This window comes from Bartonella schoenbuchensis R1 (genome assembly GCF_002022685.1).
Classification (GTDB): Bacteria; Pseudomonadota; Alphaproteobacteria; order Rhizobiales; family Rhizobiaceae; genus Bartonella; species Bartonella schoenbuchensis.
Genome location: NZ_CP019789.1, coordinates 987,791 through 1,003,938, shown reverse-complemented (window position 1 = coordinate 1,003,938; position 16,148 = coordinate 987,791). Strand labels below are relative to the sequence as shown.

At 36.9% G+C, this 16,148-nt stretch carries 12 protein-coding genes; 8 read left to right on the top strand and 4 right to left on the bottom strand.

The features are described 5' to 3' along the window. The first annotated feature begins 47 nt into the window (after positions 1-47). The 6 genes from BscR1v2_RS04340 to alaS all read left to right on the top strand — a co-directional run bounded on the left by BscR1v2_RS04340 (position 48) and on the right by alaS (position 9,049). Positions 48-1,061 (top strand): DNA-directed RNA polymerase subunit alpha, encoded by a 1,014-nt coding sequence (locus tag BscR1v2_RS04340; RefSeq protein ID WP_010703866.1) that lies wholly within the window; start codon positions 48-50, stop codon positions 1,059-1,061. Positions 1,062-1,085: 24 nt separating this feature from the next. Then, positions 1,086-1,514 carry a 50S ribosomal protein L17 gene (gene rplQ / locus BscR1v2_RS04335; RefSeq protein ID WP_078689882.1) on the top strand — a complete coding sequence of 143 codons (429 nt, stop codon included), beginning with the start codon at positions 1,086-1,088 and terminating at the stop codon, positions 1,512-1,514. Positions 1,515-1,768: 254 nt separating this feature from the next. Continuing rightward, a complete protein-coding gene (locus BscR1v2_RS04330; RefSeq protein ID WP_078689881.1) occupies positions 1,769-3,163 on the top strand; it encodes a Do family serine endopeptidase in 1,395 nt (464 codons plus the stop codon). An 8-nt stretch (positions 3,164-3,171) separates the two neighbouring features. Continuing rightward, positions 3,172-4,503 carry a replication-associated recombination protein A gene (locus tag BscR1v2_RS04325; protein ID WP_078689880.1) on the top strand — a complete coding sequence of 444 codons (1,332 nt, stop codon included), beginning with the start codon at positions 3,172-3,174 and terminating at the stop codon, positions 4,501-4,503. Between the two features lie 636 nt (positions 4,504-5,139). Further along, positions 5,140-6,183, top strand: a complete 1,044-nt coding sequence (gene recA / locus BscR1v2_RS04320) for a recombinase RecA (RefSeq protein WP_078690323.1) — start codon at positions 5,140-5,142, stop codon at positions 6,181-6,183. Positions 6,184-6,379: 196 nt separating this feature from the next. Then, a complete protein-coding gene (gene alaS / locus BscR1v2_RS04315; protein WP_078689877.1) occupies positions 6,380-9,049 on the top strand; it encodes an alanine--tRNA ligase in 2,670 nt (889 codons plus the stop codon). A gap of 97 nt (positions 9,050-9,146) precedes the next feature. On the opposite strand, the gene BscR1v2_RS04310 is transcribed toward alaS, so the two are convergent. Then, entirely contained in the window at positions 9,147-10,934 is a 1,788-nt protein-coding gene (locus tag BscR1v2_RS04310) for a glucan ABC transporter ATP-binding protein/ permease (protein WP_078690322.1), read from the bottom strand. Positions 10,935-11,206: 272 nt separating this feature from the next. On the opposite strand from BscR1v2_RS04310, the gene BscR1v2_RS04305 reads away from it, so the two are divergent. Both BscR1v2_RS04305 and BscR1v2_RS04300 read left to right on the top strand, forming a co-directional pair. Beyond that, a complete protein-coding gene (locus BscR1v2_RS04305; RefSeq protein ID WP_078690321.1) occupies positions 11,207-12,145 on the top strand; it encodes an RluA family pseudouridine synthase in 939 nt (312 codons plus the stop codon). A gap of 655 nt (positions 12,146-12,800) precedes the next feature. After that, a complete protein-coding gene (locus BscR1v2_RS04300) occupies positions 12,801-13,583 on the top strand; it encodes an ATP12 family chaperone protein (protein ID WP_078689876.1) in 783 nt (260 codons plus the stop codon). A 42-nt stretch (positions 13,584-13,625) separates the two neighbouring features. On the opposite strand, the gene BscR1v2_RS04295 is transcribed toward BscR1v2_RS04300, so the two are convergent. The 3 genes from BscR1v2_RS04295 to BscR1v2_RS04285 all read right to left on the bottom strand — a co-directional run bounded on the left by BscR1v2_RS04295 (position 13,626) and on the right by BscR1v2_RS04285 (position 16,109). Beyond that, on the bottom strand, positions 13,626-14,171 hold the full coding sequence (locus tag BscR1v2_RS04295; protein ID WP_078689874.1) for a hypothetical protein: 546 nt from the start codon (positions 14,169-14,171) through the stop codon (positions 13,626-13,628). A 151-nt stretch (positions 14,172-14,322) separates the two neighbouring features. Next, complete coding sequence (gene glnA, locus BscR1v2_RS04290; protein WP_078689872.1) at positions 14,323-15,732, bottom strand: type I glutamate--ammonia ligase; 1,410 nt, start codon at positions 15,730-15,732, stop codon at positions 14,323-14,325. Positions 15,733-15,770: 38 nt separating this feature from the next. Continuing rightward, complete coding sequence (locus tag BscR1v2_RS04285; protein ID WP_010703855.1) at positions 15,771-16,109, bottom strand: P-II family nitrogen regulator; 339 nt, start codon at positions 16,107-16,109, stop codon at positions 15,771-15,773. Between the last annotated feature and the right edge of the window lie 39 nt (positions 16,110-16,148).

The window sequence follows — 16,148 nt, the reverse complement described above, 5'->3', positions numbered from 1 at the left end:
GCCGTTGCGATTGAATGGTAGCGGAACTAAAGAACAGGAATAAAAATATGATCCAGAAAAACTGGCAGGAGTTAATTAAACCCAATAAGGTTGAGTTTCATGCAGATGGTAATTCAAATGTTGTGAGTGTTGTTGCAGAGCCGCTTGAGCGTGGTTTTGGTTTAACATTAGGAAACGCACTTCGTCGTGTATTATTGTCATCACTGCGTGGCGCTGCTGTTACTGCTGTGCAAATTGATGGTGTGTTGCATGAGTTCTCATCAATTCCAGGTGTTCGTGAAGATGTTACAGATATTATTTTAAATATCAAAGAAATCGCTATTCGCATGGAAGAGGAGGGTCCTAAGCACGTTATCATTTGTAAAGAAGGGCCTGGTGTTGTTAGAGCTGGAGATATACGTACTGTTGGGGATATGGAAATTCTTAATCCTGAGCATGTTATTTGCACGCTAGATGAGGGTGCGGAAATTCGTATGGAATTTATTGTGAATACGGGAAAAGGTTATGTTCCATCTGATCGTAATTGTGTAGATGATGCGGTTATAGGTCTTATCCCAATCGATAGTCTTTATTCTCCAGTTCGTAAGGTGTCTTATAAAGTAGAAAACACACGCGAAGGGCAGGTCCTTGATTACGATAAGTTGACGTTAACGATTGAAACTAATGGTGCTGTTAATGGTGAAGACGCTGTCGCTTTTGCGGCGCGTATTCTTCAAGATCAGCTTTCGGTATTTGTCAATTTTGAAGAGCCACAAAAAGAACTTGTTGAAGAACCAGCTTCTGAACTTTCCTTTAATCTTGCACTTCTTAAAAAAGTGGATGAGTTGGAGCTTTCAGTTCGTTCAGCAAATTGTCTTAAGAATGATAATATTGTTTATATTGGTGATCTTATTCAAAAAACAGAAGCTGAAATGCTTCGGACGCCAAATTTTGGACGTAAGTCATTAAACGAGATTAAAGAGGTTCTTGCATGTATGGGGCTCCATCTTGGTATGGAGATTCCTGCGTGGCCGCCTGAGAATATTGATGATCTTGCTAAACGTTATGAAGATCAGTATTAAGAATTAAATTTAAGGAGAAAGCTCATGCGTCATGGTAAATCAGGTCGCAAGCTAAACCGGACTGCCAGTCACCGTAAAGCGATGTTTGCCAATATGGCAGCTTCATTGATCGGGTATGAGCAGATCGTGACGACGCTTCCAAAGGCTAAAGAAATTCGCCCTATTGTTGAAAAGTTGGTTACACTTGGTAAACGGGGCGATTTGCACGCGCGCCGGCAAGCAATTTCAGCTATTCGTGACACTAAAAAGGTTGCAAAGTTATTTGATACACTTGCACCACGTTATGCATCACGCAAAGGTGGTTATTTGCGCATTATGAAAGCAGGTTTTCGTACTGGTGATAATGCACCTATGGCTGTTATAGAATTTGTTGATAGGGATATTAATGCAAAAAATTCTGTAAATCATAAACACATAGAAGGGGTTGCCAATGAGGAAAAGGCCTCTTCGTAAGGAGCTTTTTCTTTTTTTGGAGAATGAAAAACGCCTTTCTGAGGCGTTTTTTAATTTGTGCTTCAGAATAAATGTTGTTCAATAATGGGTGAAGAAAGAAGATTGTTCTCATTGTTGATTTTGCAATATTACTTGCCAAAGTGAGACATTTTTGATTTAAATATCAAATAAATGGAGATGATAAATGGAGATGAATAATAAAATTTCCATGTTCTATTAAATGGGGGCTGTTTTAGTTTTTGAGGGAGTGGATAATGAAGCGTTCTATTTTAATAGGGCTTTTTTTTGTGATTATGACATTAATATCGTTTCATTCCACGAATGCTCAAGTTCCATCAACACAGTCAAAAACCACTTTTTCATTTGCTCCTTTAGTTAAAAAAACTGTACCGTCTGTTGTAAATATTTACGCTGCTCGACAAGTTAAAGTGCGTTCTCCTTTTGAAGATGATCCATTTTTTGAGCAATTTTTTGGTCGTTATCAAGATAACAGACCTTTACGCACGCAATCATCATTGGGGTCTGGGGTAATTGTTGATGTACGTGGTTTGGTTGTTACGAGTTACCACATTATTAAAGGTGCTTACGAGATTAAAGTTGTTCTTTCTGATGGAAGAGAATTTGAAAGCGCAGTTATATTAAAAGATGAAGCAACTGATATTGCAATACTTGAAATTAATTCAAAAGATACTCAGTTTCCTGTTCTTCCTTTAGGAAATTCTGATGCAGTTGAAGTTGGCGATCTCGTTCTTGCAATTGGTAATCCTTTTGGTGTTGGACAAACAGTTACAAGTGGCATTGTTTCAGCGCAAGCGCGTAGACGTGTTGGTATTTCTGAGTTTGATTTTTTTATTCAAACGGATGCTGCTATCAATCCGGGTAATTCTGGTGGGGCTCTAATTGACGTGAATGGCCGATTGATTGGGATTAATACAGCTATTTATTCGCGTTCCGGCGGTTCTACAGGAATTGGTTTTGCTATTCCAGCTAATCTTATTAAAGTAGTTCTTGATACAGTTAAACGTGGTGAAAAGTTTTTTGTGCCGCCTTATATTGGTGCATCCTTTCAAAGGGTTACACCTGATGTTGCAGGTGGTTTGGGTTTAGAACGTCCCTATGGAGCTCTTGTTATTGAAATTGTTCAAGATAGTCCTGCTGCAAAAGCTGGTTTAAAAGTGGGTGATGTTATTTTAAGTGTGCAAGATGTACAAATTGATAGCCCAGATGACCTTATATATCGTTTGATAACAACTAGTGTTGGGCAAAACCTTAATTTAGAATATTTACGAGATGGAAAAACTTTAAAAACAAAGATAACTGTCTCATCAATGTCTAATTCTTCATTTGTAAAATCTGAAAAAATTATTGATAAAAGTCCTCTTTCTGGGGCTGAAGTGCTAGATTTAACACCGCAAAATAGCCAGCGTTTTCATCTTCCTGCGACTGTAAAAGGTGTTGTGATTGCCAATCTCGATAACATGAGTAATGCTGCAGAGATTTTCCGCTCAGGAGATATTTTGCGTGCTGTTAATGGTCATCAAATTCAAACTGTGAACCAATTAAAAAAGATTCTTATGCAGGAACATCCGCGTATTTGGCAACTGGAATATGAACGCAATGGTGTCTATATTCGCCAATTTATCCGCTGAGGGGCACTTTGAATAAAGATTTTTTTACTTCATCTTTTGATTCTCATGTCAGCGCAAATCGTCCACTTGCTGAAAGAATGCGTCCTCGTTCTTTGAGTGAGGTTGTTGGGCAAGATCATTTGATTGGAACGGAAGGCTTTCTTTCACGTATGATAGAAAGTGGTTCGTTTGGTTCGATGATTTTTTGGGGACCTCCAGGAACAGGTAAAACAACAATTGCACGTTTATTGGCATTAGAGACGAATTTCGCTTTTGAGCAAGTTTCTGCTATTTGTACTGGTGTTACAGAGCTAAAGAAAATTTTTGAAGTAGCTCAAGCTCGTTTTATATCTGGATGTCGGACACTTTTGTTTGTTGATGAAATTCATCGATTTAATCGTGCTCAGCAGGATGTTTTTCTTCCTTTTATGGAAGATGGTACAGTGGTTCTTGTAGGGGCAACAACTGAAAACCCTTCATTTGAACTTAATAGCGCCCTTCTTTCACGTGCACGTGTTTTGACGTTTCGTTTACATGATAGTAAAAGTTTGAATATGCTTTTAAAGCGCGCTGAGGAAGTGGAGGGCAAATCTTTACCTTTGGATGATCACGCTAGAGACCTCTTGATAAGGATGTCTGATGGTGATGCACGAGCGGCACTAACACTAGCAGAGGAAATTTGGCGTGCTGCACGCCCAGAAGAAATCTTCAATGCTAAAGTTTTACAAGAAATCATTCAGCGTAGAGCTCCGATTTATGATAAAGGTCAGGATAGTCACTATAATCTTATTTCAGCATTACATAAATCAGTTCGTGGATCTGATCCTGATGCTGCTCTTTATTATCTTGCACGTATGTTTGATGCGGGTGAAGATCCTCTATATATTGGACGCAGATTGGTACGTATAGCTGTTGAAGATATTGGTTTGGCAGATCCGCAGGCTCTTGTAATCTGTAATGCAGCAAAGGATGCTTATAATTATTTAGGGTCGCCTGAGGGTGAATTGGCTTTGGCGCAAGCATGTCTTTATATTGCTACGGCACCAAAGTCGAATGCAGTTTATCTTGCTTATAAAGCAGCAATGCATTGTGCGCGTAAAAATGGTTCTTTACCTCCTCCTAAGCATATCCTTAATGCTCCTACAAAACTTATGAAGGAAAATGGATATGGGGAAGGCTATCGTTATGACCATTCTGAGCCAGATGCTTTTTCAGGGCAGGAGTATTTTCCTGAAAAACTTGGACGTCAAATTTATTATCAACCACAAGAGCGTGGTTTTGAGCGTGAAATTGTGAAACGTCTTGAATGGTGGAAAAAGTTACGACAAAAACGGGGTAGTCAAAAACAAGATTGCGACTAAATCATTTTCTGTTTTTTCTATAATAGATTTCAATTCAACCACAACTTATTGTAGCTTTATTAATAAGCTAAATCATGTGCGAAAATTTGACATTCCTTACATATTAAAAAATTTCTCTTTTTGAGTAAGGGAAAATTCAAACCTAGATGACAACTAAGTTTTGAAAATTTTATGGAAACTGTAATTGGTATGGTTGTTAGTGTGTTTAATGATTAGCTGATTGGTGTGCTTCAAGTTATTTCTCAAATATTATGGTGATTTTGATCAATATTAGCTTTGGGCCATTTGCGGTAAATTGGTAATTATGGGTCCGTGTGCTCAGTTGCTTCATTTATTATATTGTAAAAGTGTGTGCCCAAAACATTGTCTTAAAAATTGGGGCGTTTTCTTTATGGATGAGATAGATTAACGATATAAACTTAATATAATAAGCTGCTATTTTTCGATGCATTTTTTTTGAAATATGCTTTGTGTTAGCAAAAAAGTATAATTTTTTACAACATTGATTAAAAATTGTTGGTGCAACGAAGATAGAGATGAAATAGTCTGTGAAAATCTAAACTCCAGACTTTAATTAAGTTAATAGAGCAGTATATATTGTATAAAAAATTATTCTGACTTACTAAGGATATGATTGTGGATAAAACAAAAGCTCTAGATTCTGCTCTATCACAAATCGAACGTTCTTTCGGTAAAGGCTCAATTATGCGTCTTGGGCAAAAGGAGCAGGTTGTTGAAATTGAAACAATTCCCACTGGCTCATTATCCTTAGATATTGCTTTGGGTGTAGGTGGATTACCAAAAGGGCGTATTATTGAGATTTATGGGCCAGAAAGCTCCGGAAAAACGACGCTGGCTCTTCATGCTATTGCTGAAGCTCAGAAAAGTGGTGGAGTTTGTGCTTTTGTTGATGCAGAACATGCTCTTGATCCTATTTATGCACGTAAACTTGGTGTTAAATTAGAAGATCTGCTCATTTCTCAACCAGATACCGGTGAACAGGCTTTGGAAATTGCAGAAACGCTAGTTCGTTCTGGTGCGATTGACGTACTTGTTGTTGATTCAGTAGCAGCTTTAACACCACGTGCGGAAATTGATGGTGAAATGAATGATTCTGTTCCTGGGTTGCAAGCTCGATTAATGAGTAAAGCTTTGCGTAAATTAACGGCATCAATTTTTCGCTCTAACTGTATGGTTATTTTCATCAATCAGATTCGCATGAAAATTGGTGTAATGTTTGGTTCTCCTGAAACGACAACAGGTGGGAATGCTTTAAAGTTTTATGCTTCTGTCCGTTTAGATATTCGTCGTGTTGGTGCTATTAAAGACCGGGATATGGTAATTGGTAATCAAACGCGTGTTAAAGTGGTGAAAAATAAATTAGCTCCTCCATTTAAACAGGTGGAATTTGACATTATCTATGGTGAAGGTATTTCCAAAGTGGGGGAATTGATTGATTTGGGTGTTAAAGCTGGTATTGTAGAGAAATCTGGTTCATGGTTCTCTTATAATTCTCAACGTTTAGGGCAGGGGCGTGAGAACGCAAAGCAATTTTTACACGAGAATGCAGAAATAGCAACAGAGATTGAATCGGCTTTACGTCAAAATGCTGGTTTGCTTGCAATTGAATTATTAGAAAATGCAGGATTAGAAAATACAGAAAGCGAAGAATCAATTTGATAAATGATCATTAATTGCAATTTAGTTCTTTCTGTTTTTGTTTGTTAGATTTTTTGAGTGTAAAATCTTTTATTTTCAAATTTTTATGAAAAAATATTTCTATTTTAATTAAGTTACTCTAAAAGCGATAAGGAGAGTATTTAATTAAAATGGGTTTTATCTTTGCAGTTTTGTGCTGTATTGTGCGGGTGTAAATATGAATAGCGTTAATAAGATCCGGTCAACATTTCTGGATTATTTTCATCGTAATGGACATAAAGTTCTTTCTTCTAGCCCACTTGTTCCACGCAATGATCCCACATTAATGTTTACAAATGCAGGAATGGTGCAGTTTAAAAATGTTTTTACTGGACTTGAGCAGCTTTCCTGTAGCCGGGCAACAACCGCACAAAAGTGTGTACGTGCGGGTGGAAAGCATAATGATCTTGATAATGTTGGTTATACTGCACGTCATCATACTTTTTTTGAAATGCTTGGTAATTTTTCTTTTAGCGATTACTTCAAGGAAGAAGCAATTTTTTTTGCATGGAACCTTCTAACAAAGGAATTTTGTCTTTCGAAAGATAAGTTGTTGGTTACAGTTTATCATAGTGATGATGTAGCTGCTCAGTTATGGCGTAAAATTTCAGGTCTTCCAGACGAAAAAATTATTCGGATTGCAACAAATGATAATTTTTGGATGATGGGGGATACAGGACCTTGTGGTCCATGTTCAGAGATTTTTTATGATCATGGCGATAAAATTTTTGGGGGACCTCCTGGAAGTGCTGATGAAGATGGCGATCGCTTTGTTGAAATTTGGAATCTAGTCTTCATGCAGTATGAGCAGGTGAGTAAAGACAAGAGAATTGAATTGCCTCATCCTTCTATTGATACGGGGATGGGATTAGAACGTATCGCTGCTGTTTTGCAAGGTGTGCACGATAATTATGATATTGATCTTTTTTCTGCATTAATTCGTGAGTCACAAAGGATAACAGGAGTTGAGGCGACTGGTGACTTTGTTGTTAGTCATCGTGTTATTGCTGATCATCTACGTTCCTCTGCATTTTTGATTGCAGATGGTGTTCTGCCTTCTAATGAAGGTCGGGGATATGTTCTACGTCGTATTATGCGTCGTGCTATGCGTTATGCTCATTTTCTTGATGCAAAAGAATTATTGATGTGGCGTCTTGTGCCTGCTTTGATACGCGAAATGGGGCAAGCCTATCCTGAATTAGTGCGTGCCGAATCTTTAATTTCAGAAATTTTAAAGTTGGAAGAAACGCGTTTTAGAAAAACTCTTGAACGGGGTCTTCGTTTGTTGAATGAAGAAAGTGTTCATCTTAAAGAAGGTGATTGTTTTAATGGTGAAGTTGCTTTTAAACTTTACGATACATATGGTTTTCCACTTGATTTGACGCAAGATGCTCTTCGGCACCGTGGAATATCTGTTGATGTTAACGCTTTTAACAAAGCGATGGAACACCAAAAAGCGGAGGCTCGTGCTAATTGGTCTGGTTCTGGTGAGTCTGTAACGGAAACGGTTTGGTTTTCTGTTCGTGATCAAGTAGGTACTACAGAGTTTTTGGGTTATGAAACAGAAAAAGCAGAAGGTGTTATTACTGCCCTTATCTGTGACGGTGAGATTGTTGATAAAGTTTCTTCAGGGCAAAAAGCTATGCTTGTCGTTAATCAGACACCTTTTTATGGCGAATCTGGTGGGCAAATTGGGGATAGCGGTATAATTTCTGGTGAGAATTTTATTTTTGAAGTACATGATACCCAGAAAAAGGCTAAAGGCGTTTTTGTTCATATTGGTGAGGTTAAAAGTGGTCAAGCAAAAACACATGATTGTGTGGAATTAGCAGTTGATTGTGTTCGTCGTAGAAAAATTCGTGCAAACCATTCTGCTACCCATATATTACATAAGGCTTTGCGTCAAACATTGGGGGATCATGTTGTACAGAAGGGTTCTTTTGTATCACCCGATCGGTTACGTTTTGATTTTTCTCATTCAGGACAAATTTTATTAAAAGATTTGAAAAAAATAGAAGATTTAGCCAATGAAATTGTGTTGCAAAATAGCGAAGTAATAACACGTCTGATGACAGTGGATGATGCAATTTCTGAAGGGGCAATAGCATTATTTGGTGAAAAATATAGTGATGAAGTTCGTGTTGTTTCTATGGGAAAAAGGCATGAAGAGATAGGGGAAAAAGACTATTGGTCAATTGAGCTTTGTGGGGGCACGCATGTGCACAGAACAGGTGAAATTGGCTTGATTCATATTGTTTCTGTAAGTTCTGTAGCGGCTGGAGTTCGCCGTATTGAAGCATTAACGGGCACTGCTGCGCGTCTTTACTTCCGTAACCAATATAAGCAACTTTATGACATTGCTGCTCTTTTAAAAATGCCCTCTGTTTTTAATCTAAGCAAAAATATTCAAGGTTTACTAGATGATTATCGTAGGATTGGAAAAGAATTAAGTAATTTACGTACGAAAATTGCTTTTAATGATGGAGCTACAAAAGATAATAAAGCAGATATAAAAATTATTAATGGCATTTCTTTTATGGGGCGTGTCATTCAAAATATTTCACCAAAAGATCTTAAGACATTAGTGGATTCTGGAAAAAAGCAGATTGGATCTGGTGTTGTAGCTTTCATCGGTATTTCAGAAAATGGCAAGGGAAGTGTTGTTGTGGGTGTAACTGATGATTTGGTTGATAGACTGAGTGCTGTTGATTTAGTACGTATTGTATCAGATACTCTTGGTGGTAAAGGTGGTGGTGGGCGCCCTGATATGGCGCAAGCCGGTGGCCCGCAAGGGGATAAAGCTTATGATGCTATTGCAGCATTAGAAGTTTTTCTTGAAAACTTGTAATTTATCTTCGTGTTACTTAAACTTAGGTCTTGTAAGAAGCTAGAAAACTGTACTTTAGATAAAGTTGGCGTTTGAAGATATAGAAAAATAACTGATTTTACGATGCAATAGATTCATGTAGAGGAATTACATTTTCACCTTCTACTTTTATCATTGGTTGATCGTTTGTTAACCCGCCGGCTTTTAATAGTTTATAAAAACGTCCACCTTTTTTAGTCAATTCTTGAAAACTACCTTTTTCAATTAAGCGACCATGATCTAGAAAAAGTATGAGATCAGCATTGCGGATTGTTGAAAGACGATGCGCTATAATAAAAGTTGTACGATTTTGGCTTACATAATCGATAGCGTCTTTAACGCGTGCTTCTGTTTCAATATCAAGAGCGCTGGTTGCTTCATCTAAAATGAGAATAGGTGCATTTTTTAAAACAGCACGTGCAATTGCTAATCGTTGCCTTTCTCCACCTGATAATTGGGAGCCCCGTTCGCCAATTAATGTATCATACTGATCATTTTTATTCAAAATAAAGTCATGAGCAGCAGCTGTTTTTGCAGCTTTATAAAGTTCTTTATCTGTTGCAGTCGTTCTACCTATTGCAATGTTATCACGAATGCTACGGTTGAAAAGGCCAGCATCTTGAAATACTGTTGCAAGAGCTTTGCGTAAAGATTCACGGTTAATGGAGCGTATATCTATTCCATCAATTTTGATATGTCCAACTGTAGGGTCGTATACGCGTTGTAACAAATTGATTAGTGTTGTTTTTCCAGCACCTGTTGGTCCTACAATGGCGACAGTTTGTCCTGTTTTGACTTCGAATGAAATGTCAAAAACACCTTGAGAAGAATTTGGAAATGCATAAGTCACGTGATGAAATTGAATCGCACCTTTAACATTTTGGAGAGAAGGAAGATTATCGGGTTCTTTCATATTAAAAGTTGAGTCTTCCATTTCAAAGAATTCTTGTAATTTTGCTTGTGAGGATACAGCTAAATTAATAAAACCGCTAATTTGATCAAGACGACCAATCATTAATTGAGCAAATCCGACGAAAGAGACGACTTCACCTACACTTAGTTGACCTTTTGTCACAAAAAAAGCACCAAGAAGAAATACACACACTATTGAAATGGTTGAAGCCATTCTATTTAAACCACTGGCAAGTGCCCACCAGTTTAGAACAGGGTTTTGTGCTTTAAGAAGATCACTGGTGTATTGATGAAGCTCTGATGTTTCTTCTGCTATTCGGTTATAGCTTTGTACAATTGAAACGTTAGAAATTGAATCACTGATATGTTTAAAAACACTATGATGATAACGTTCTACAGCGGCTTGTCCGTCTTTTGTTTTTTGCATTACTAAGCGTGCAATTAATACATAGATAATGGCAAGAACCACTAAGACTATTGAAAGGCGCCAGTTCATATTAAAAGCTATGGGCACTAGAACAAATAATGCGACAAAAGTAGAAAGGTGTTGGCGCATAAAATCAAGCCATATAGCTGACATGGAATCTGTAGCGCGCAATAGCGTATGAAGGGCATTAGAAGTTCCACGTTGTTGATGCCAAATTAATGGCATGGTAATGATACGCTCAAAAGATTCTGTTAAAACACTTAAACGTCGTCTGTGCACTAAGCGATCCGCGCCACGAGCTACAAGGATATAAGCAATAATATTAAAAACACCAAAGCACACCCAGAGTGTGAGGTTAAAAATGATACCTGATTTGTCTGCAATTGCATCAATGACGTGACCAAACAAGATAGGTTCTGCTATCGTAATGATAGCTAGTATAACATTAGCAGCACAGATTAAAAAAAATGCGCTTTTTTCTCTATCTAAATAAGAAAGAACACGCGCGTATGTTTTTAATAAAAGCACGGGATGGTTATCTCCAACAGCTATTACAGTCACAAAATTAGGATTACTAGTTCTTTATGTAGTTGTTTTCTTTGAAGTAATGAAATTTATACAGAAAGGAAATGCAATTTTGGATACTGATTGTAATGCAATGTGATAAAGTCTAATTTTAAAAGGATGTAGTTTTTGCGTTTATAAAGACGAGAAAATACAATTGGTAAACAAAGAAATTGTATAGCAAGAGGGTCACAGTGGGTGTAGAAATCAAAAAGGTTGAGGAAGGTGAAAGCGGAATGCGCTTAGATCGTTGGTTTAAGGTGCATTATCCAGGGCTTGCGTTTGGGTATCTACAAAAACTGCTGCGTTCTGGTCAGATACGCGTTGATGGCAGGCGTGTTAAAACTGATATACGTCTTATTGTAGGGCAGTCTATTCGTGTGCCGTTTTTATCTGTTGATAATAAGAAAAATCTTTCTGTAACGGATAAAACTATTCATGATCAAGCCAAATTGGCCATTTTAGAAAAAATGCTTCTTTATAAAGATCCAAAAATCTTTGTATTAAACAAACCTGCAGGTTTGGCTGTACAAGGTGGCTCTGGTTTAACGTGCCATATTGATGGTATGCTTGAAGTATGGCGTAATAAAAAAGGGGAAAAACCACGGTTAGTTCATCGTCTTGATCGTGAGACATCAGGTGTACTTATTATTGCTCGATCAAGAGGGGCTGCACAAGCTTTGACTGCCGCTTTTCGAGCACGAGAAACGAAAAAAACTTATTGGGCATTGGTACGGGGAGTGCCTAGAAAAAAGCAAGATAAAATTTCAACATGGATGGTAAAGGAAACGACTGCACAAGGCGATAAAATGCGTGTTTGTGAACATGGGGAACCAGATTCTAATCACGCGGTTTCTTACTATCGTGTTCTAGATACACGAGGGCGGGCTCTGTCTTGGTTAGAAATGGAGCCTTATACTGGCAGAACACATCAACTACGTGTTCACGCAGCTTATATGGACCATCCAATTATTGGTGATTCAAAGTATTTTTTTTCTGATAATAATTGGGAATTACCTGGCGGCATTCAAAATCGTCTTCATCTTCATGCGCGCCGTATTCGTATTCCTCATCCTTCAGGTGGCATATTGGATATTATAGCTCCTTTACCACCCCATATGGTACAAAGTTTTAATCTTTTGGCTTTTAATGAAAATGATGGTGATACAGAGTAATAAAAAACTTCAGCTTAATTTTATAATTGTAGTAACACAGTTTATTAGCAGTGTTTAATTACTTATTATTATAAAAAGGCATTTGAAAAATTTGGTTATAAACTGCCAAATTATGAATGGGTCGAAATATCACTAGAGTTTTATTTAGTAAAAAACGATAGCAACTTTATGCCTTAAACTGTCAGTAATGAAATGTAAGAAATAGTTTGAGTTTATAAGTGGGTATTGTTTTTAATCTGTAATAAAACAATATTTAAAGTTTACTTTGTTTAAGAATGAAAATTTTAGCAAATTTAATTCATATAAGCTAGATATCCTACCTTTTCTTGGTGTGGTGGTTGGAAAATTACGCTGTATTTTCAATTAGGTATATCAGTTTTATTATTTAATTGTTTTATTGGTAATGCAAACGGTTAATGATTACCTTCTTAATCACCCCTTTATAATTTTGTTTGAGTCTCATGGAGAGATTGGTATGAAAGTGAAAGAATGCTACGCTAAAAATTCAATCTTGGATATCAATAGTGAAATCAGCTAACTATAAGTACAATTGGTCTTTCCTAAGCTTTTCACATGGTATCTGATGTACGAGAAGTGTGTGGATTCTATTCTAGAAATTCAGTGGATTAATTGAACATATTAGAAGTAGAACAATATGCGTAAAATTTTAGATGATTTTAATATGCCGTTAGACGACGATAATCCTGTTTACAAAGTACAAAAGCTTTCATGTCAGCCACTACCTAAGCGATTTTATAAGGAAGTAAGTATTGCGCATGAAGAGGGAGGTTTTTCCATATTATTAGATGGAACCCCAGTAAAGACACCTGCGAGACGCTGTCTTCTCATGTCAACAGAAGCACTTGCTGCATTAGTAGCACAGGAATTTACTGTGCAAGAAGAGAGCATTGATCCCGGAAAAATGCCAATTACGCGTCTTGTTAACACTGTTGTTGATGGTATAGCCGATAATATGCAAATTATTTTTGAAGATTTATTGCGTTTTGTTGCGTGTGATATGATTTTTTATCGTGCACAAACACCAAAAGAACTTGTAGAACAACAATGTGAGCAATGGGATTTTTTACTTGATTGGGTAGAGGAAAAACTTGGTGCACGTTTTAATATAGCAGCAGGAGTTATGCATATTGAACAACCATGGGAAGCTATTCAAGCGGTGAGTAATTATTTACGCAAGATAGAATCCCCTTATATACTTGCTGCACTTCATGCAATGACTACTTTAACGGGCTCTGCCCTTATTGCTTTTGCTGTAGCTGAAAAGAAAATTAATTTGGATAATGCTTGGGATATTGCTCATTTAGATGAGAACTGGACGAAGAAACAATGGGGTGTTGATAAGGAAGCGATGATGCGGCGAGCTTACAAAAAGAGTGAGTTTAATGCAGCAGCTGCAATCATTACTGCCTGCGCGTAAGTGGAACCTTCTTCTGCTCATACATGAACATGAAATTTCCAATTACGATATTTTTATAATTTTAGTTGAATTAATTTTTATTTTTTCAAGTCCAGGGAAAGCTTCATTGGTTATGTTTAAAGCTGTGTCGTCATTGCCACGAATAAAATACCACTGATTATTTTCGAGAAGGGCAATAATCTCACTTTTAATACAAGACTTTTTTCCACTATTTATCGTAATTGCAATTTCTAAAGGCATAATAAAATAAGGAATGCCGTTATCGAGTTTTCCTTCACGTTTTTGTGTTTGGTCGATTTTTATATTCTCGATTTTATAATTTTTCGCTAGCTGTTCTATGTGGCTTTTTATTATTTGTTGAAATTGTGCTTTATTGAGATTTTTTTTGACAGCTAAACTCTCAATAATTTTTGGGGGAATAGCATTTAAGATAGCATCTGAATCAATTTCTTTAAGTGCTTTATTATAAATGGAAATTTCCTTTTGTAGATTTATCAATTCTTCATCGGTTACTCCATTGGCTTGCACTGTTGATATAATAGAAGCAAGGCATAAAAGAATAAAAAAAGATCGATAAATCTGCAGCATTAGAGACCCTAATTATTGATTCGAAAGGATTCAATCTCTTTTATAAAGGAAAAGTATCTCAATAAAAGGGTAGTAATGCTCTTTAGAAAAAAACATCACAACAAATGGAGGTTAAACCTCCATTTTTAGATTAAACAATGTGACTTATTCTTTAAACAGAATAATACATATCGAATTCAATAGGATGCGGAGTCATTTCATAACGCAAGATTTCTTGCATTTTCAATTCAATGAAAGAATTGATTTGGTCGTCATCAAAAACATCTCCTGCTTTAAGAAAGCTACGATCTTTATCAAGAGCTTCAAGCGCTTCCCGCAAGCTACCTGAAACTGTAGGGATGTCTTTAAGTTCTTTAGGGGGCAGATCATAAAGATCTTTATCCATAGCTTGTCCAGGGTGAATTTTATTTTTAATGCCGTCAAGGCCAGCCATTAAGAGCGCTGAAAATGCTAGATATGGATTTGCTGTTAGATCTGGGAAACGGATTTCTACGCGTTTTGAATTTGGTGAGGAACTGAATGGAATACGACAAGATGCCGAACGATTGCGTGCAGAATAAGCAAGAAGAACAGGTGCTTCAAACCCAGGAACTAAACGCTTATAAGAATTAGTAGATGGGTTTGTAAAAGCGTTGATTGCTTTTGCATGTTTAATGATACCACCGATAAAAAATAAGCAGGTTTCTGATAATCCGGCGTATTCATTTCCTGCAAAGGTTGGTTTTCCATCTTTCCAAATTGATATGTGAACATGCATGCCTGAGCCATTATCACCAAAAATTGGTTTTGGCATGAAAGTCGCTGTTTTTCCATAACTGTTTGCAATTTGATGCACAGCGTATTTAAAAATTTGCATTTTATCAGCTTCTCGAACTAATGTATCGTATTGAATACCCAATTCGTGTTGAGCTGCAGCTACTTCATGATGATGTTTTTCAACATTTACGCCCATGTCTTTTAGTGCAGTGAGCATTTCAGAACGCATGTCTTGACAAGAGTCAATAGGAGGAACTGGAAAATAACCACATTTCATACGTGGTCGGTGCCCGAGATTACCCATTTCATATTCAGTGTCATCATTTGATGGAAGTTCACTTGAATCAACCTTAAAGCCTGTATTGTATGGGTCATTTTTATAACGTACGTCGTCAAAAATAAAAAATTCTGCTTCTGGGCCTATATTAACTGTATCACCTATACCTAAGGATTTCATGTAAGCTTCTGCTCTTTTTGCGATAGAACGCGGATCTCTACTATACAATTCTCCAGAAACAGGATCGAGTACGTCACAAAGTATGACTAAAGTAGACTGAGCAAAAAAGGGATCCATATGAGCTGTTTCTGGATTTGGCATCAACACCATGTCAGATTCATTAATTGTTTTCCATCCAGCAATTGAAGAGCCATCAAACATGACGCCATCAGTAAATGTATCTTCACTGATTGCGGTAACATCTATTGTGACGTGGTGTAATTTACCCCACGGGTCAGTGAAACGTAAATCAACAAAGCGTATGTCATTATCTGCAATCTGTTTAAGTATGTCTGATACGGTCGTCATATGCAATTTCCTTATTGGACTAAAAATTTTTGTAAATGTTAAAGAGCATCAATGCCAGATTCACCAGTACGAATACGAATAGCATCATCAATGGATGAAACAAATATTTTTCCATCGCCGCTATGTTTTGTTTGAGCTGCTTTACGTATTGCTTCAATAGCTTGTTCTAAAATTTCGTCTGCAATAACAACTTCAATTTTTACTTTAGGTAGAAAATCAACAACATATTGAGCACCACGGTACAGTTCTGTATACTCCTCTTGATTGCCAAAACCTTTTGCTTCTGTTACAGTAATCTCCTGTAAGCCAACTTTTTGAAGTGCTTCTTTCACTTCATCCAGTTTAAAAGGTTTTATAATAGCTTCAATTTTTTTCATGTTGAAATGATCTCCAACGTTATTTTATCTTTTTAGGCT